This window comes from Streptomyces sp. NPDC104202 (assembly GCF_055584185.1).
This window is the reverse complement of record NZ_JBVJMN010000030.1, coordinates 51,822-69,413: the sequence shown is the minus strand read 5'-3', so window position 1 is coordinate 69,413 and position 17,592 is coordinate 51,822. Positions and strand designations below refer to the sequence as shown.

Annotated in this window: 12 protein-coding genes; 5 read left to right on the top strand and 7 right to left on the bottom strand. The window is 73.0% G+C overall.

Annotated features, from left to right (window positions below):
- Nucleotides 1-288 precede the first annotated feature (288 nt).
- From ACZ60W_RS20385 to ACZ60W_RS20375, 3 genes are all read right to left on the bottom strand, one after another.
- Nucleotides 289-780: a hypothetical protein gene (locus tag ACZ60W_RS20385; protein ID WP_469756726.1), complete on the bottom strand. Its 492-nt coding sequence runs from the start codon at nucleotides 778-780 to the stop codon at nucleotides 289-291.
- A 166-nt stretch (nucleotides 781-946) separates the two neighbouring features.
- Nucleotides 947-1,450, bottom strand: coding sequence for a PaaI family thioesterase (locus ACZ60W_RS20380; protein ID WP_469756725.1), 504 nt, complete (start codon nucleotides 1,448-1,450; stop codon nucleotides 947-949).
- An 80-nt stretch (nucleotides 1,451-1,530) separates the two neighbouring features.
- A complete protein-coding gene (locus tag ACZ60W_RS20375; RefSeq protein ID WP_469756724.1) occupies nucleotides 1,531-3,813 on the bottom strand; it encodes an FdhF/YdeP family oxidoreductase in 2,283 nt (760 codons plus the stop codon).
- Between the two features lie 135 nt (nucleotides 3,814-3,948).
- On the opposite strand from ACZ60W_RS20375, the gene polA reads away from it, so the two are divergent.
- Nucleotides 3,949-6,669 carry a DNA polymerase I gene (polA, locus tag ACZ60W_RS20370; RefSeq protein WP_469756723.1) on the top strand — a complete coding sequence of 907 codons (2,721 nt, stop codon included), beginning with the start codon at nucleotides 3,949-3,951 and terminating at the stop codon, nucleotides 6,667-6,669.
- Nucleotides 6,670-6,792: 123 nt separating this feature from the next.
- Here polA and ACZ60W_RS20365 read toward each other — a convergent pair whose 3' ends face one another.
- Nucleotides 6,793-7,710, bottom strand: a complete 918-nt coding sequence (locus ACZ60W_RS20365) for a DUF4184 family protein (RefSeq protein WP_469756722.1) — start codon at nucleotides 7,708-7,710, stop codon at nucleotides 6,793-6,795.
- A gap of 259 nt (nucleotides 7,711-7,969) precedes the next feature.
- Here ACZ60W_RS20365 and ACZ60W_RS20360 point away from each other — a divergent pair, with 259 nt between their 5' ends.
- The 3 genes from ACZ60W_RS20360 to pgfA all read left to right on the top strand — a co-directional run bounded on the left by ACZ60W_RS20360 (nucleotide 7,970) and on the right by pgfA (nucleotide 11,045).
- Complete coding sequence (locus ACZ60W_RS20360) at nucleotides 7,970-9,751, top strand: lytic transglycosylase domain-containing protein (RefSeq protein ID WP_469756721.1); 1,782 nt, start codon at nucleotides 7,970-7,972, stop codon at nucleotides 9,749-9,751.
- A 158-nt stretch (nucleotides 9,752-9,909) separates the two neighbouring features.
- Complete coding sequence (locus tag ACZ60W_RS20355; RefSeq protein WP_366302162.1) at nucleotides 9,910-10,050, top strand: SPW_0924 family protein; 141 nt, start codon at nucleotides 9,910-9,912, stop codon at nucleotides 10,048-10,050.
- Nucleotides 10,051-10,061: 11 nt separating this feature from the next.
- Entirely contained in the window at nucleotides 10,062-11,045 is a 984-nt protein-coding gene (pgfA, locus tag ACZ60W_RS20350; protein WP_469756720.1) for a cell envelope lipid trafficking protein PgfA, read from the top strand.
- Here pgfA and hrpB read toward each other — a convergent pair.
- On the bottom strand, nucleotides 11,029-13,638 hold the full coding sequence (gene hrpB / locus ACZ60W_RS20345) for an ATP-dependent helicase HrpB (RefSeq protein WP_469756719.1): 2,610 nt from the start codon (nucleotides 13,636-13,638) through the stop codon (nucleotides 11,029-11,031). The genes pgfA and hrpB overlap by 17 nt on opposite strands.
- A 97-nt stretch (nucleotides 13,639-13,735) precedes the next feature.
- Nucleotides 13,736-14,575: a class I SAM-dependent methyltransferase gene (locus ACZ60W_RS20340; RefSeq protein WP_469756718.1), complete on the bottom strand. Its 840-nt coding sequence runs from the start codon at nucleotides 14,573-14,575 to the stop codon at nucleotides 13,736-13,738.
- Between the two features lie 343 nt (nucleotides 14,576-14,918).
- Here ACZ60W_RS20340 and rpsA point away from each other — a divergent pair, with 343 nt between their 5' ends.
- Entirely contained in the window at nucleotides 14,919-16,430 is a 1,512-nt protein-coding gene (gene rpsA, locus ACZ60W_RS20335; protein WP_015032828.1) for a 30S ribosomal protein S1, read from the top strand.
- Nucleotides 16,431-16,530: 100 nt separating this feature from the next.
- On the opposite strand, the gene ACZ60W_RS20330 is transcribed toward rpsA, so the two are convergent.
- A complete protein-coding gene (locus ACZ60W_RS20330) occupies nucleotides 16,531-17,478 on the bottom strand; it encodes a right-handed parallel beta-helix repeat-containing protein (protein WP_469756717.1) in 948 nt (315 codons plus the stop codon).
- Between the last annotated feature and the right edge of the window lie 114 nt (nucleotides 17,479-17,592).

Here is a 17,592-nt window from a genome sequence, read left to right as displayed (position 1 = left end):
GAGGTCAGGATGTGACTGTCTTGTTATGCCGACGGGGGGAGACGGTGTGCAGCGGGTGGGCAAAATGGGGCAAACAGGGTGGTAGAGCGGTGTTCACATAGTGAGAATCCCCAGTTCCGCTAAGGGGCTTGGGCGGATCACGGTCCTGACGACGCCTTCGTGAGGCTCTCCGGATAGCGGATATGGCCTCTGACGCCAGCGGACGGACGGGCCTCCGTGCGGGGGAGCACTCCGGGCGCCCGTGGATTGCGGGAGTGTTACGCAGGGTGACGCCGGGAGTGGCCGAGATCAGCCGCCCGGGGAGGGCGGGGGAGTCGTCCACTCGTCCGGCGGCCGCCAGTTCTCCGAACTCCCGGTGGCCCCCTTCGCCGCCTCGCAGCGCCGGCGCGACTCCCGGTCGGCGAGTGCCCTCGCCGCCGGGCGGCCGGCCCGCCGCTCCTCGGCCCGGGCCGCCGCGAGCACCTCGTCGTGGAGCGCGTACTGCTCGTTGGAGAGGCCCTTCTGCTCCCAGTCGAGACCGGCCCAGACGCTGCCCTCCAGGGCCTCCTTCACCCAGTACGAGACCAGGCTCGCGCAGATGTCCGCGGGCGTGCTCGCGCGCGGCGAGGGGGCGCTCGCGGGTGGAGTCGCCGGTGGAGTCGTCGGCGGGCTCGTGGGCGGGCTCGTCGGTGGAGGGGACGGTTCCGCGGCGCGGCCGCAGCCGGCCGTGAGGGGGAGCAGGAGTCCGGCCACGGCCGCGGCGAGGAGCGCTGTGGCGGGGTGAACTCGGCTTCCTGTCACGGGTGTTCCCTCGGTGGGCGAAGGTGTCGGGCGGGCTCCGGCAGAGGGCAGCCAGTGAAGCGGCTCGGCCCGCTCGCGGCAAGAGGGCGGGGGTGGGCGGGAGTTGGCGTGAAATCGCCGAAGGGGGCGGTGCGCTCACGCACCGCCCCCTTCATGTAAGGCTCTCTCAGGCGCCGTTCGTCCGGCCCGCGGCCGGGACGTTCCCCGCGTCCTGCGGGTTGATCTCGCGCAGCATGCAGGTCAGGCGCGCGGAGCAGACCCGCCTGTCCTCCTCGTCGGTGATGACGATCTCGTACGTGGCGGTCGACCGTCCGCGGTGCACCGGGGTCGCCACGCCGGTCACCAGGCCGCTGCGGGCGCCGCGGTGGTGGGTGCAGTTCAGGTCGACGCCGACGGCGATCTTCGAGCTCCCGCCGTGCAGCATCGAGCCGATGGACCCCAGCGTCTCGGCGAGCACCGCCGAGGCCCCGCCGTGCAGCAGGCCGTACGGCTGGGTGTTCCCCTCCACCGGCATGGTGCCGACGACCCGCTCGGCCGAGGCCTCCACGATCTGGACGCCCATCCGGTTCCCGAGGTGTCCGGCAGAGAAGAGCGCCGGGAGGTCGACGCCCAGCGCCGCGTACTCGTCGATGACCTCCTGCGGGAACTTCACATGCTGCTGTTCACCCATGGTCCGGCTCCGTTCGTCTTCGTACGGCTGCTGATCGTGTGGTCGCGCCGCGTGGCCGCGGCGGCCGCCTGAGCAAACGCTTAGGCGGAAGGTGATTGTTCCAGACGGACGACGACGGACTTGCTCGCGGGGGTGTTGCTGACGTCGGCCGTCGACTCCAGCGGCACCAGGACGTTCGTCTCCGGGTAGTACGCCGCCGCGCACCCCCGTGTCGTCGGGTAGTGCACCACCCGGAAACCGGGCGCCCGCCGCTCGGTGCCGTCGGTCCACTCGCTCACCAGGTCCGTGTACGCCCCGTCCGCGAGGCCGAACGCCGCCGCGTCCTCGGGGTGCACCAGGACGACCCGGCGGCCGCCCTTGATGCCCCGGTAGCGGTCGTCCAGGCCGTAGATCGTGGTGTTGTACTGGTCGTGCGAGCGCAGCGTCTGCAGCAGCAGCCGGCCCTCCGGCACCCTCGGGTACTCCACCGGCGCGGCCGTGAAGTTGGCCTTGCCCGTCGCGGTGGGGAAGCGGCGCTCGTCGCGCGGGGCGTGCGGCAGCGCGAAACCGCCGGGGTTCGCCGCGAGCCGGGCGTTGAAGTCCTCGAAACCGGGCACCACGCGCGCGATGCGGTCACGGATCGTGGCGTAGTCGGCCTCGAAGTCCTCCCACGGCGTGGCGGAGCCGTCGCCCAGGACGGCCCGGGCCATCCGCGCCACGATCGCCGGCTCGGACAGCAGGTGGGGACCGGCCGGCGGCAGGTTGCCCCGGGAGGCGTGCACGAGGCTCATCGAGTCCTCGACCGTGACGATCTGGCGCCCGCCGCGCTGCACGTCCCGGTCGGTGCGGCCGAGCGTCGGCAGGATCAGCGCACGCCGGCCCGTCACCGCGTGTGAGCGGTTCAGCTTCGTCGAGACGTGCACGGTCAGCCGCGCGTTGCGCATCGCCGCCTCCGTCACCTCCGTGTCGGGCGTCGCCCCCACGAAGTTGCCGCCCATCGCGAAGAACACCTTCGCCTCGCCGTCGCGCAGCGCCTGGATCGAGCGGACGACGTCGAAGCCGTGGTGGCGCGGCGAGACGATGCCGAACTCCTTGTCCAGGGCGTCGAGGAAGGCCGCCGCGGGCCGCTCGAAGATGCCCATGGTCCGGTCGCCCTGCACGTTCGAGTGGCCGCGCACCGGGCACACGCCCGCCCCCGGCCGCCCGATGTTGCCGCGCAGCAGCAGGAAGTTGACCACCTCGCGGATGGTCGGCACCGCGTGCTTGTGCTGGGTGAGGCCCATCGCCCAGCAGACGATGGTCCGCTCCGAGGCGAGCACCATCTCCAGGGCCCGCTCGATCTCCGCGCGGCCGAGCCCGGTCGCGGCGAGCGTCTCGTCCCAGTCGGCGTCCCCGGCCGCCGCGGCGAACTCCTCGTAACCGTGCGTGTGCTCCCGTACGAACGCCTCGTCGACCGCCCCGGGCGTCTCCAGGACCAGCTTGTTCAGGAGCCGGAAGAGGGCCTGGTCGCCGCCGATCCGGATCTGGAGGAAGAGGTCGGTGAGCGCCGCGCCCCGGAGCATGCCCTGCGGGGTCTGCGGGTTCTTGAACCGCTCCAGGCCCGCTTCGGGCAGCGGGTTCACCGAGATGATCCGGGCCCCCGCCGCCTTGGCCTTCTCCAGCGCCGACAGCATCCGCGGATGGTTGGTCCCCGGGTTCTGCCCGGCCACGATGATCAGGTCGGCCCGGTGCAGGTCCTCCAGGGAGACGCTGCCCTTGCCTATCCCGATGGTCTCGGTGAGCGCCGAGCCCGAGGACTCGTGGCACATGTTGGAGCAGTCCGGCAGGTTGTTCGTGCCGAACTCGCGCGCGAAGAGCTGGAGCAGGAACGCCGCCTCGTTGCTGGTGCGCCCCGAGGTGTAGAAGAGCGCCTCGTCGGGGGAGGCCAGGGCCCGGAGCTCCTCCGCGATGATCGCGAAGGCCCGCTCCCAGGTCACCGGCTCGTACCGGTCGCCGCCCTCCGGCAGCAGCATCGGCTCGGTGAGGCGGCCCTGCTGTCCCAGCCAGTAGCCGCTGCGGGTCGCCAGGTCGGCGACCGGGTGCGCGGCGAGGAACTCCGGGGTCACCCGGCGCAGCGTCGCCTCCTCGGCGACCGCCTTCGCGCCGTTCTCGCAGAACTCCGCGACGTGCCGCTTGTCCTCCTCCGGCCACGCGCAGCCCGGACAGTCGAAGCCGTCCTTCTGGTTGACCTTGAGCAGGGTCCGGGCCGTGCGGCGCAGCCCCATCTGCTCCTGCGCGATCCGCAGGGTGTGCCCGATGGCGGGCAGGCCGGCTGCGGCGTGCTGCGGCGGCGTGACCTGCGGTGCGTCCTGAACCGGGTCACCGGCCGGCGGCTTGCTGACCATCGCGCTCTCCCTTGAGCGGTAATCCTGTGGCGTACGGATTCGATCCTGTCACGGACCGGCGGGGACCCGGCGGTCCGGGCCGCGCGGCAGAGGCGGGCGAACGGGATTGTCAGTGGACCGTGGGAGGATCGTCCCGTGGCCGAGACAGCATCGAAGAAGACCGAGAAGACCGAAGCGGACCGCCCGCGACTCCTCCTCATGGACGGGCACTCCCTGGCGTACCGCGCGTTCTTCGCGCTGCCCGCGGAGAACTTCACGACCGCGACCGGGCAGCCGACGAACGCCATCTACGGGTTCGCCTCGATGCTGGCGAACACCCTGCGCGACGAGGCGCCCACGCACTTCGCCGTGGCGTTCGACGTGTCCCGCAGGACCTGGCGGTCGGAGGAGTTCCCCGAGTACAAGGCGAACCGCTCCAAGACCCCCGACGAGTTCAAGGGGCAGGTCGAGCTGATCGGCGAGCTCCTCGACGCGATGCACGCCCCGCGCTTCGCCGTGGACGGCTTCGAGGCCGACGACGTCATCGCGACCCTCGCCACCCAGGCCGAGGCCGAGGGCTTCGAGGTGCTGATCGTCACCGGCGACCGCGACTCCTTCCAGCTGGTCACCGACCACACCACCGTGCTCTACCCGACCAAGGGCGTCTCCGAGCTCACCCGCTTCACCCCGGAGAAGGTCCAGGAGAAGTACGGCCTGAGCCCCTCGCAGTACCCCGACTTCGCGGCCCTGCGCGGCGACCCGTCCGACAACCTCCCCGGCATCCCCGGCGTCGGCGAGAAGACCGCCGCGAAGTGGATCAACCAGTTCGGCTCCTTCGCCGAGCTCGTCGAGCGCGCCGAGGAGGTCAAGGGCAAGGCCGGGCAGAACTTCCGCGACCACCTGGACTCCGTCCGCCTCAACCGCCGCCTGACCGAGATGGTCCGGGACGTCGAGCTGCCGAAGACGGTGACGGACCTCGCCCGCGAGCCGTACGACCGCACGGCCCTCGCGCTCGTCCTCGACACCCTGGAGATCCGCAACCCCTCGCTGCGCGAGCGGCTCCTCGCCGTCGACCCCGGCGCCGCCGAGGAGGCCGCCCCCGCGCCCGCCGCGGGCGTCGAGCTCGACGGCTCCGTCCTCGGCGCGGGCGAGCTCGCCCCCTGGCTCGCCGAGCACGGCACCGAGCCGCTCGGCATCGCCACCGTCGACAGCTGGGCCCTGGGCACGGGGAACGTCTCCGAGATCGCCCTCGCCGCCGCCGGAGGCGCCGCCGCCTGGTTCGAGCCCAGCGCACTGGACGAGGCCGACGAGCGGGCCTGGGCCGAGTGGATCTCCGACCCCGCCCGTCCCAAGGTCATGCACAACGCCAAGGGCGCCATGCGGGTCTTCCCCGAGCACGGCTGGCGCGTCGCGGGCGTCACCATGGACACCGCCCTCGCCGCCTACCTGGTCAAGCCCGGCCGGCGCTCCTTCGCGCTCGACGCGCTCTCCGTCGAGTACCTGGGCCGCGAGCTCGCCCCGGCGGCCGCCGCCGACGGACAGCTCGCCTTCGGCGCCGACGACACCGCCGAGGCCGAGGCCCTGATGACCCAGGCGCGCGCGGTCCTCGACCTCGCCGACGCCTTCGACGAGCGGCTCGGCGAGGTGGGCGCCCGCGAGCTCCTCCACGACGTCGAGCTGCCCACCTCCGCGCTCCTCGCCCGCCTGGAGCGGCACGGCATCGCCGCCGACCGCGACCACCTGGAGGCGATGGAGCAGCAGTTCGCCGGCGCCGTGCAGCAGGCCGTGAAGGAGGCGCACGCCTCCGTCGGCCACGAGTTCAACCTCGGCTCGCCCAAGCAGCTCCAGGAGGTCTTCTTCGGCGAGCTCAACCTGCCGAAGACCAAGAAGACCAAGACCGGGTACACCACGGACGCCGACGCGCTCGCCTGGCTGGCCGGCCAGACCGAGCACGAACTGCCCGTGATCATGCTCCGCCACCGCGAGCAGGCCCGACTGCGCTCCACCGTCGAGGGCCTGATCAAGACGGTCGCGGCCGACGGCCGCATCCACACCACCTTCAGCCAGACCGTCGCCGCCACCGGCCGCCTCTCCTCCACCGACCCCAACCTGCAGAACGTGCCGGTGCGCACCGACGAGGGACGGGCCATCCGGCACGGCTTCGTCGTCGGCGAGGGCTTCGAGGCGCTCATGACCGCCGACTACAGCCAGATCGAGCTGCGCGTCATGGCCCACCTCTCCGAGGACGAGGGGCTCATCGAGGCCTTCGCCTCCGGCGAGGACCTCCACACCACCGTCGCCTCGCAGGTCTTCGCCGTCGAGCGGTCCGCCGTCGACGCCGAAATGCGCCGCAAGATCAAGGCCATGTCGTACGGCCTGGCCTACGGCCTGTCCGCGTTCGGCCTCTCCCAGCAGCTGAACATCGACCCGGGCGAGGCCCGCGGACTGATGGACACCTACTTCGAGCGCTTCGGCGGGGTGCGGGACTACCTCCACCGCGTCGTCGACGAGGCCCGCGCCACCGGCTACACGCAGACGATGCTCGGCCGTCGCCGCTACCTGCCCGACCTCAACAGCGACAACCGCCAGCGGCGCGAGGCGGCGGAGCGGATGGCGCTCAACGCGCCGATCCAGGGCACCGCGGCCGACATCGTGAAGGTCGCCATGCTCAACGTCGACCGCGCACTGACCGACGCCGGGCTCTCGTCCCGGATGCTCCTCCAGGTCCACGACGAAATCGTGCTCGAACTCGCCCCGGGCGAGCGCGAGCAGGTCGAGGCGCTGGTCCGGGAGCAGATGTCGGCCGCCGCCGAGCTGCGCGCCCCGCTGGACGTCTCGGTGGGCGTGGGCCACGACTGGGACTCGGCCGCGCACTGACCCCCGACGGGCCGGGTGCGCCGCCCCCTCCGCGAGGCGGCGCACCCGGCCCGTGGCGCACCCGGCCCGTGGCGCACCCGGCCCGTGGCGCACCCGGTCCGTGGCGCACCTGGCTCGAGAGCGTCAGCGGGACCCCGGACGGGAGCGCTCCGCACGACCTTCCGGCACCGGGTCCGGGGCCCGGGCGGGGTCCGGGACGGAGGTCGGGGTGGGGGCCGTCGTCGCGGCAGCGGTCGTCCGGCCCCGCAGCCGCACTCCCGCCCCGTACAGCACCAGCCCGACGGCGAGACCCGCGCCGGCCCCGAAGCAGGCCGTCGGAATGACGTCCAGAGGGGTCTCGATCCGGTCCCAGCCCCAGTACGCGGCCCAGCGCAGCACCCGGTGGGCGACCCCGGCGAGCACGCAGCCGCCGATCAGCGCGGCCGCGGCCGCCCGCCCGCGCCGGCCCGGTACGGCCACCCCCGCCGGCAGCTCCGCGCCGGGGCCCGCGGAGCGCAGCGCCCGTGCGGCGAACCGGACCAGCAGCCCCAGCGCCAGCGCCGAACCCCCGTACTGCGCGTACAGATAGACGGGGAAGCCGGCCACGATCTCGCCGAGGAACGGGATCGCCCGCGTCCCCCAGCGGTCGAGATGGGTGAAGGAGTCCCACACCACGTGCGTCGTGGAGCCGATCACGGCGGAGACGACGAACCAGCCGGCCAGCGACGCCGTCGGCCGGCCGCCCCACGGCCGGCCGCGCAGCAGCCCGTAGACCCGCCCCCGCCACCGGGCGGGCAGCAGCGCCGCCAGCGGTTCGCGGACGGTCAGCCACAGACCCACGAGCACCGCGGTGATGAGGACGTCGGCCGTGACGATCCCGACGGGGGAGTGGGTGACGTCCCCCAGGACCATCGCCCCCGGGAAGGCGGTGGCGGCGAAGTAGGTCATGTCGGGCGCGAAGGAGCCCGCGACGAGCGCGGAGGCGACCAGCGGTCCGCGCGCGGTCCCGTTCCGGCGCAGCCCGGGGAGCACGGCGGCGGCATGACTCAGCGTGAACGGCAACGGGAGGTCCCCTCGGTTCCGGTGGTGACGGCCGTGGTGCGGGAGCGGCCGCAGTGCAAGAGGGTGCCGGGCCGCCGGTCGGTTCCCGTCCCGCGCCGTACCGGATCGAAGTGCCTCCGTACGGAAGACGGACCAGAGGTGTCGAAACCGTGAAACACGGTCAGACGCCGGTGTCCGGCGCTTCGGAGTTGGCATAAAGTCGCCAGGAGGCACGCGCGGGGAGCGTGGGGCCGGAGTCGACGGGGAGGGGACCACGGGTATGGCAGCGCACATCGGCCACCGGCTGCGCAAGGGGGCGACCAGCGGTGTGGTGGTGGCCGCGGCGGTCGCCGCGCTCGCGGCCTCGCAGGCACCGGAGGTCGTACCGCCGCCCACCGACAACACCGGCGGGGACCGCGCCATCGGCGCCGGAGACACCAGCACGCCGCCGTCCGGCGACGGCTCCGCGACCGGCGACTCCCCGTACTTCACCGAACTGCCGCCGCTCAACACGCCGAACAAGCCCGGGGCGAGCACCAACCTGCCGGTGATCACCGGCCCCGCAGAGGCCGGCATACCCGCGTCCGTGCTCGCCGCCTACAAGCGCGCCGAACAGTCGATCCGCTCGACGACCCCCGGCTGCAACCTGCCCTGGCAGCTCCTCGCAGGCATCGGCAAGGTCGAGTCCGGACAGGCGCGCGGCGGCCGGGTCGACGCCAACGGCACGACCCTCTCGCCGATCCTCGGCCCCGTCCTCAACGGCGTCGGCTTCGCCGACATCTCCGACACCGACCACGGCGCCTACGACGGCGACACGATCCACGACCGCGCCGTCGGCCCGATGCAGTTCATCCCGTCGACCTGGGCGACCTGGGGCCAGGACGCCAACAGCGACGGCAAGAAGGACCCCAACAACATCTACGACGCCGCGCAGGCCGCCGGCCTCTACCTCTGCGCGAACGACCGCAACCTCGCGCTCAAGGCCGACCTCGACCGCGCGATCCTCAGCTACAACCGCTCGACGGAGTACCTGAACCTGGTCATGTCCTGGGTCACGTACTACCAGCGCGGCACCCACCAGATCCCGGACGGCACGGGCGTGCTCCCGGTCGACCGCAGCGACGACCCCGGCCGGGGAAACCGTCCCACCGTGCCCTTCTCGCCGGCCCCGACGACCCCCGCGCCGACCCCCGGCACCTCCACGCCGACGCCGAAGCCCACCCCGCCGCAGACGCGCCCCGGGACGGTCAAGCCGCCGACCGTCCCGACGAAGCCCCCGGTCACCCCGCCCGTCGTCACCCCGGCCGGCAAGGTCACGCGGCTGTCGATCGTGGCCAACGGCAAGCTGACCACCACCACCGACAGCGCCTTCACGGGCTCCCCCCGCGTCGCGGCCCTCGACGCCACGGGCGCGCCGGTCGCCGGCGTCGCCGTCCGATTCGAGATCGCCGGGACCACCGACTCCCGCTTCGCCGGCGGCGCGACGAGCGCCACCGTCACCACCAGCTCCTCCGGCCTCGCCACCGCCCCCGCCCTCCGGGCCGGGGACCGGACGGGCACGTTCACCGTGCGCGCCACCGTCATCGGCCGCGCCCTCGCCGCCGACTTCGCCGCGACCGTCACCGAACGCCGGGCCGACACCCTCACCCGCGTCGGCGACGAGACCCTGACGGCCGTCACCGGCGCCGACTTCGCGCAGAAGATCCAGGTGAAGGCCACCGACAACGGCGCCCTCGCCCCCGGCGTGCGCGTCACCGCGGTGATCGTCACCTCGAAGACGGACCCCCAGGAGAGCACCGAGGGCCCGTCCTTCAAGGAGGGGGACAAGACCGTCCGCACCGTCACCCTGACGACCGGCGTCGACGGACTGCTCACCCTCGACCCCGGCACGCTGACCGCCGGCGACAAGGCGGGCCCCTTCTTCCTCCGGCTCACCACGCCGGGCGGCGGCAGCGTCTTCCTCGACCTCACGGTCACCGCGCCCGCGACCGCCGAGCCGACGCCCGAGCCGACCCCCTCCTCCACCGGATCGCCCGAGGCCACCCCCTCGCCCACGGCCTGACCGCCCGCGACTCCCCGGCAGCGCCGCCCCGCCGTCCCCTCCGGACGGCCGGGCGGCGCTCCGCGTTACCCGGGTGCGACGTGTTCTCATCTCGCGGTCGCGTTGCTACGGTGCCCCCGCCCTGACGACTCATCAGATCGCACTCCGGGAGGCCGACCATGCGCGCCCTCGTCGCCGCCGCCATCGGACTCGCCCCAGTCCTCCTCTTCGTCCTGCTCGTCTCCCTGGTCGATCTGCCGCCCGACGGCCCCACCTCGCCCAAGCCGCTGCTCACCGCCGACCCCGGCCCCAAGAAGTAGAGGGAGCGACCGTGCGCCGCCGAGCCAGCCTCGTCCTCCTCGCCCTCGCCGTCTTCTGCGCCGCGATGGCCCCGGTCCTGCGCTGGTACGCCTTCCCCCGCCTGGCCAAGATCCCGCCGAACCAGTACCAGGAGACCGTCCTGGAGGCCCGGCCCGCGACCCTCCTCAACTACTCCACCCTCCGGGCCGAGAAGGTCGACAGGATCACGATCGTCCAGACGCTCAAGGGCAACGTGGAGGAGTCCCGGCGGATCGAACGCGACGCCGGGCGCGACGTCGTCGTCTGGGACTCCCTCTCCTACGTCATGGGCCCCGACGGCAAGATGGTGTCCCGGATCCCCGAGCGTTACATCTTCGACGCCCACACCCAGGCCCCCGTCCACGCCACCGGCGAGATGGTCGACGGCGACCCGGTCCGGCGCGAGGGCATCGAGTTCAAGTGGCCCTTCCTCACCGAGAAGCGGGACTACCAGTACTTCGACGCCCAGACCCGCACCGCCGCCCCCATCCACTACAAGGGCACCCGCACCTTCCGCGGCATGGAGGTCTACTACTTCGAGCAGACCGTCCCCTGGACCAAGGTGCCCATGCCCAAGACCATGCCGGTCAAGGGCATCACCCCGAAGATCCTCGCCGACTCCGGCCTCACCCGCTGGTACACCACCAAGCGCATGTTCTGGATCGAGCCGGTCACCGGAGCCCCCGTCAACGGCGAGGAGATCCACAAGGAGGAGCTCCGCAACGCCAAGGCGCTCATGGGCCGGGACACCCTCACCGTCTTCGAGGGTCACGTGAAGATGCGCGAGGACTACATCGAGAGCATCGGCGACCTCGTCGCCTCCAACCGCCTCACCGTCCTCCTGCTCGTCTCCTACGTCCCCTGGAGCCTCACCCTCCTCGCCCTCGTCCTCCTCGCCCTCTCCCTCTGGCTGGAGGCCCGCTCCCGCCGCTCCGCCCCGGCGCCCCCGGACGCGGCCGTCACCCCTCCCGTCTGAGCCGCGCGCTCGTGTGCCGGGTCGGCGCCGCGTTCGACGGGTCCTCCGGCCACGGGTGCTTCGGGTACCGGCCCCGCAGCTCGGCCCGCACCGCCCGATAGCCGTCCCGCCAGAACGACGCCAGGTCCGCGGTCACCGCCGCCGGCCGGCCCGCGGGGGAGAGGAGGTGCACCAGCACCGGCACGCCCGCCACCGCGGGCGTCTCGGCGAGACCGAACATCTCCTGGAGCTTCACCGCCAGCACCGGCCGCTCACCCCCGTAGTCGACCCGGACGCGCGATCCGCTCGGCACCTCGATCCGCTCCGGCGCCAGCTCGTCCAGCCGGGCCGCCTCGCCCGACGCCCACGGCAGCAGCCGCCTCAGCGCCGCGCCCGCGTCGATCCGCCCCAGATCGGCGCGGCGCGCCGCCCGCGACAGCTCCGGCTCCAGCCACTCGCCGGCCCGGTCCACCAGCGGCCCGTCCGCCACGTCGGGCCAGGGCTCGCCCAGCACCCGATGGAGGAACGCCAGCCGCTCGCGCAGCTCCCCGGCGTCCCGCCCCCACCGCAGCAGCCCCGGCCCCTCACGCCGCAGCCCGTCCAGCAGCGCCCCGCGCACCAGCTCGGGCGCGGCTCGGGCCCCCAGCGGCCGGACGGTCAGCTCGACCGCACCCAGCCGGTCCACCGAACGCGCCACCACGTCCCCGTCCTCCCAGCGAACCTCCTCGCCGGTGGACCGCAGGCCCGCGGCCGCCCGCAGGGCCGTCTCCTCGTCGACCACGGCCGCGAGCCGGACCCGCGCCGTCGCGTCCCGCGCCGTACGGTCCGCCACCGCGACGGCAAGCCAAGGCTGCGACCGCAGCGCCGAGCCCTCGGCGAGCCGGGCCCCGCTGCCCGACACCATCAGATGGCCGCCCTGCTCCCGGGCCCGCGCGATCCGCTCGGGGAAGGCCAGCGCCGTCACCAGCCCGGCCACCAAGTCCTCGCCGCCCCCGACGGCCTCCCCCTTCCTCTCCGCGGCCTCCCCCTTCTTCTCCGGGGCCCGCGCCGCGCCGGCGCCGCTCCCGCCGTCGGCCGGGCCGCCCGCCTCGCCCGCCGACCGCTCCAGGCGCCGCGCCTCGGTCTTCCAACGGGCTCCGTACGCGTCGGCACCCCGCCGGGCCGAACGCCAGGCCGCCGCCAGGTCGTCCCCGTAGTCGCGCGGCGGCTCCTCGCTGAGCAGCGCCACCACCTCGGCCGCCCGGCGGACCCCGACCGCGGCGGCGCCGTCGAGCAGCGCGCGGCCCAGCCGGGGGTGGAGCCCCAGCCGGGACAGCCGCACGCCGCGCTCGGTGGCCCGGCCCGTCGCGTCCACCGCCCCGATCGACTCCAGCACCGCCCGCGCCGCGGCCATCGCCCCGGCGGGCGGCGGGTCGAGCAGGGCGAGCCCGGTTGCCGCCGGGTCGCCCCAGCAGGCGGCCCGCAGGGCGAAGTCCGCCAGGTCGGCGATCCTGATCTCCGGCGACGGGAACCGGGCCCGGCCGCCGTCCTCCGCCTCGGACCAGCAGCGGTACACCACGCCGAACGCCTCACGGCCCGAACGCCCCGCCCGCTGGGTCGCCGCGGCCGTCGACACCGGCACCGTCGCCAGGGAGCCCAGGCCCCGCGCGTGGTCCGTCCGGGGCTCGCGGGCCAGCCCCGAGTCCACGACGACCCGCACCCCCGGCACCGTCAGGCTGGACTCCGCCACCGACGTCGAGAGCACCACCCGCCGCCGCCCGCCGGGCTCGGTGCCCCGCAGCACCGCGTCCTGCACCGCCGCGGGGGCCCGGCCGTGCAGCTGGAGCACCTCGGCGTCCAGCCCGGCGAGCAGCCCCGCGGTCCGCGCGATCTCCCCGGTGCCGGGCAGGAAACAGAGGACGTCGCCCTCGTTCCGCTCCAGTGCCTCCCGCACGGTGGCCGCCACGTGGCGCAGCAGCGCCGGGTCCACCCACGTGCCGTGCGCGGGCCTGATCCCGGCGGGAGGCGCGGCGAACCGGACCTCGTACCCGTGTCCCGTGCCCTCGCTCCACACGACCGGCGCCGGCTCCCCGCCCTCCGCGGCCGTGAGCAGCCGCGCCCACGCCTCCGCGTCACCGGTCGCCGAGGCCGCGACCAGGCTCAGCTCCGGCCGCAGGGCCGCCCGCACGTCCACGAGGAAGGCCATGGCGGTGTCGGCGTCCAGATGCCTCTCGTGGCACTCGTCGAGCAGGATCACGTCCACGCCCGCCAGCTCCGGGTCGCGCTGCAGCCGCTGGAGCAGGATGCCGGTGGTGACGACCTCGATCCGGGTCGTCGGGCCGGTCCGCCGCTCGCCGCGCACCGAGAAGCCGACCGCGCCCCCGACCTCCTCGCCGAGCAGCCACGCCATCCGCCGGGCCGCCGCCCGCACCGCCATCCGGCGCGGCTCGGCCACCAGCACCCGGCGCTCCGGTCCGTCCCCTGTGAGCCCGGCCAGCGCCAGCGGCACCAGCGTCGTCTTGCCGGTGCCGGGCGGGGCGGACAGCACCGCCGTGCCGCGCTCCGCGAGCGCGGTGAGCAGCTCGGGGACGGCATGGCGGACGGGGAGACGGTCGAGTGCGTCGTATCGGATCACGCGTTCAGTCTCGTACGCGGAGAAGACGAGGTGGGCCCCGTCATCCACAGGGCCCACCGTTCGTACGACTGATATGACCGCCCGGTTCTACTCCGCTCTACTCCGCGCGCTCGCACACGAAGACGGCCGTGCCGGGGATCAGGTTCCCGCGCAGCGGCGACCAGCCGCCCCACTCCTGGGCGTTCCACGCCGGCCACTCCGGCTCCACGAGGTCCACCAGCCGGAACCCGCCGGCCACCACGTCGCGCACCCGGTCGCCGATCGTGCGGTGGTGCTCGACGTACACGGCCCTGCCCTGCTCGTCCTGCTCGACGTAGGGAGTGCGGTCGAAGTAGGACGCCGCCACGGAGAGGCCCTCCGGCCCCGGCTCGTCCGGGAACGCCCAGCGGATCGGGTGCGTCACCGAGAAGACCCACCGGCCGCCGGGCCGCAGCACCCGCCGCACCTCGCGGAAGACCCGCACCGGGTCGGCGACGAACGGCACCGCGCCGTACGCCGAGCAGGCCACGTCGAAGGAGCCGTCCCGGAACGGCAGCGCCCCCGCGTCCGCCTCCACCAGCGGCACGTCGCCCCCGATGCGCAGGGCGTGCTGGAGCTGGCGGTGGGAGAGGTCGAGCGCCACCGGACGGGCCCCCTGGCCGGCCAGCCACCGGGAGCACTGCGCGGCGCCCGCGCCGATCTCCAGGACGTCCAGCCCCTTCAGCGAGCCGGCCGGACCCAGCAGCGCGGCGTCGGCCTCGTCGAGCCCCTCGGGGCCCCAGACGAAGCGGTCGTCGCCGAGGAAGGCGCCGTGGTCGCTCTGGTACTCGTCGGCGTTCCGGTCCCACCATCCGCGGCTGGCCCGGCTGCTCTCCGCGTCCCCCGCGTCACGCCGGGTGGCCTCGGCCTCGTCCTCGCCCGCGTCGCCCGCGTCTTCGTGTTCGTACTCTTGGTTCATCTCGCCCGCCGATGTAGTTTGCGCTCAGTGCCGCGGTGCCGGCCGACGCCGCCGATGCGGCGTGGGAGGCATGAGTGGTGCCGGAATTGCGGTGTTGTGCCCCGGGTGCGCGCTTCGCGCATTGACCCTGTCCGGCTGCCCCCGTATGCTAAAGGTTGCGCTGCGGGCCTGCGCGCCTCAGACGGAGCAGGCCGCGCTCGCACCTGTTGTATGTCCCCTCGGTTTTCGAGGCTTCCCCCGTCAGGGAGGGTGCCTCATTGGCTGTCCGGCTTCTTGGTGCGATACGGGCTCTCGGCGTAGCAGTACCTACGACTTTCTGTCCGTAACCGGAGCCCTTTCCCACATGACGAGCAGCACCGAGACCACCGCCACCAGCACCACCCCGCAGGTTGCGGTCAACGACATCGGTAACGAGGAAGCCTTCCTCGCCGCGATCGACGAGACGATCAAGTACTTCAACGACGGCGACATCGTCGACGGCGTCATCGTGAAGGTCGACCGGGACGAGGTCCTGCTCGACATCGGTTACAAGACCGAAGGTGTCATCCCGAGCCGCGAGCTCTCGATCAAGCACGACGTCGACCCGAACGAGGTCGTCAAGGTCGGCGACGAGATCGAGGCCCTGGTTCTCCAGAAGGAGGACAAGGAAGGCCGCCTGATCCTCTCGAAGAAGCGTGCCCAGTACGAGCGCGCCTGGGGCACCATCGAGAAGATCAAGGAAGAGGACGGCATCGTCACCGGTACCGTCATCGAGGTCGTCAAGGGTGGTCTCATCCTCGACATCGGCCTCCGCGGCTTCCTCCCGGCCTCCCTGGTCGAGATGCGTCGCGTCCGCGACCTCCAGCCCTACGTGGGCAAGGAGCTCGAGGCGAAGATCATCGAGCTGGACAAGAACCGCAACAACGTGGTCCTGTCCCGCCGCGCCTGGCTCGAGCAGACCCAGTCCGAGGTCCGCCAGACCTTCCTCACGACCCTCCAGAAGGGTCAGGTCCGCTCCGGCGTCGTGTCCTCGATCGTCAACTTCGGTGCCTTCGTGGACCTGGGTGGCGTCGACGGCCTCGTGCACGTCTCCGAGCTGTCCTGGAAGCACATCGACCACCCCTCCGAGGTTGTCGAGGTCGGCCAGGAGGTCACCGTCGAGGTTCTCGACGTCGACATGGACCGCGAGCGTGTCTCCCTGTCGCTGAAGGCGACGCAGGAGGACCCGTGGCAGCAGTTCGCCCGGACCCACCAGATCGGTCAGGTCGTCCCGGGTAAGGTCACCAAGCTGGTTCCGTTCGGTGCGTTCGTCCGCGTGGACGAGGGCATCGAGGGTCTGGTCCACATCTCCGAGCTGGCCGAGCGCCACGTGGAGATCCCGGAGCAGGTCGTCCAGGTCAACGACGAGATCTTCGTCAAGGTCATCGACATCGACCTCGAGCGTCGTCGCATCAGCCTCTCGCTGAAGCAGGCCAACGAGTCCTTCGGTGCCGACCCGGCCTCGGTCGAGTTCGACCCGACCCTGTACGGCATGGCCGCGTCCTACGACGACCAGGGCAACTACATCTACCCCGAGGGCTTCGACCCCGAGACCAACGACTGGCTCGAGGGCTTCGAGACCCAGCGCGAGGCCTGGGAGACCCAGTACGCCGAGGCGCAGGCTCGCTTCGAGCAGCACCAGGCTCAGGTCATCAAGTCCCGCGAGGCCGACGAGGCCGCCGCTGCCGAGGGCGCTGCCGCCCCGGCCGCCGGCAACGCCGGTGCGGGCATCTCGGGTGGTTCGTACTCCTCGGAGTCGGACGACAACTCCGGCGCCCTGGCGTCGGACGAGGCGCTCGCCGCCCTGCGCGAGAAGCTGGCCGGCGGCCAGAGCTGAACAGGCTCTCCGCTGAGCGCTAGCCGCTAGCGAAACCGAGGCCCGTTCCCCTCCGGGGGAGCGGGCCTCGGTCGTTCTCCGGCCCGCCCGGTGCCGATGCTCAGGGCGTGACGGGGACGTTCGTCAGGCCGTTCCCGCCGGTCACCGTGTTCGAGGCGTACACCGTGGTCGGGCAGGCGGCGCTGCGGTTGGTCACGTTGATCGCGAGCCGCTGGGGGCCGGTGGCGCCCGTGAGGTCGGAGCGGTTGCCGCGGAAGACCGTGCCGCAGCCCCAGCCGCTCTGCTGGCTGTGGGTCTCGAAGCCGTTGTTCGTCGTGTTCACGCCGGTGTTGTCCGCCACGAGGACGCCGTTGCCCTTCACGTCCACCCACGAGTCGTCGTAGTTGGCGCCGGTCAGTCCGCGCCCGTCGAAGGTGTTGCCGACGATCCGCGCCCCCGTGGTGCCCTCCTTGATGTCGACGCTCTCGCCGCCGACGTCCGGTCCGATGACGTTGTTCAGGATCTGCGCGTCGTCGCTCCGGTCCGTGAGGGTGTTGGCGGTGCCGACGTACACGCCCTCTCCCATGCCCCGGCCGTCGTTGCCCGTGTCGTAGATCCGCGAGTTCCGCAGCACGCCGTTCCGGCTGGAGTTGCGGAAGTGCACGCCCTCCATGTCCAGGTCGTAGACGGTCACGCCGTCGATGACCACGTCGTTCGCGGCGTCCGCCATGATCCCCTTCTGGCCGCCGGTCACGGTGACCCCCGTGACCGTCCAGTACGAGGCGCCGTTCAGGTGGAGCCCGTAGCCGCCGCCGGCCTTCAGCACCGCGCGCGGGGAGCCGGTCAGGGTGATCCGGGCCGCCGCGGTGCCCGGCACGGTGGCCTTGAAGTTGCCGGTGTACGTGCCGTCCGCGAGATGGATCGTGTCGCCGGGGCGGGCCGCCGCGAGGGCCGCCTTCAGCTGGGCGGCGGTCGCCACCTCGACCGTGGCCGCCGCGGCCGGCGTGGTGACGAGGGGGACGGCGAGCAGGGCCGGCAGCAGGGGGAGGAGCAGCGTTCGAGTGCGCATGGGATGCCTTCCGGACGGGAACGAGGGGGAGTTCCTGTATGTGCACAGTGGTCGGGATACTGAACGCGCGGCTGTCCCGGAGACGGTAGGGAGCGGCCGTGGCCATGTCAAGGT

Bases quoted from the DNA above. Each gene is read 5' to 3' on its own strand.
- ACZ60W_RS20380 (WP_469756725.1), bottom strand. From the start codon at position 1,450: ATGGGTGAACAGCAGCATGTGAAGTTCCCGCAGGAGGTCATCGACGAG.
- ACZ60W_RS20375 (WP_469756724.1), bottom strand. From the start codon at position 3,813: ATGGTCAGCAAGCCGCCGGCCGGTGACCCGGTTCAGGACGCACCGCAG.
- ACZ60W_RS20360 (WP_469756721.1), top strand. From the start codon at position 7,970: ATGGCAGCGCACATCGGCCACCGGCTGCGCAAGGGGGCGACCAGCGGT.
- ACZ60W_RS20355 (WP_366302162.1), top strand. From the start codon at position 9,910: ATGCGCGCCCTCGTCGCCGCCGCCATCGGACTCGCCCCAGTCCTCCTC.
- ACZ60W_RS20340 (WP_469756718.1), bottom strand. From the start codon at position 14,575: ATGAACCAAGAGTACGAACACGAAGACGCGGGCGACGCGGGCGAGGAC.
- rpsA (WP_015032828.1), top strand. From the start codon at position 14,919: ATGACGAGCAGCACCGAGACCACCGCCACCAGCACCACCCCGCAGGTT.
- ACZ60W_RS20330 (WP_469756717.1), bottom strand. From the start codon at position 17,478: ATGCGCACTCGAACGCTGCTCCTCCCCCTGCTGCCGGCCCTGCTCGCC.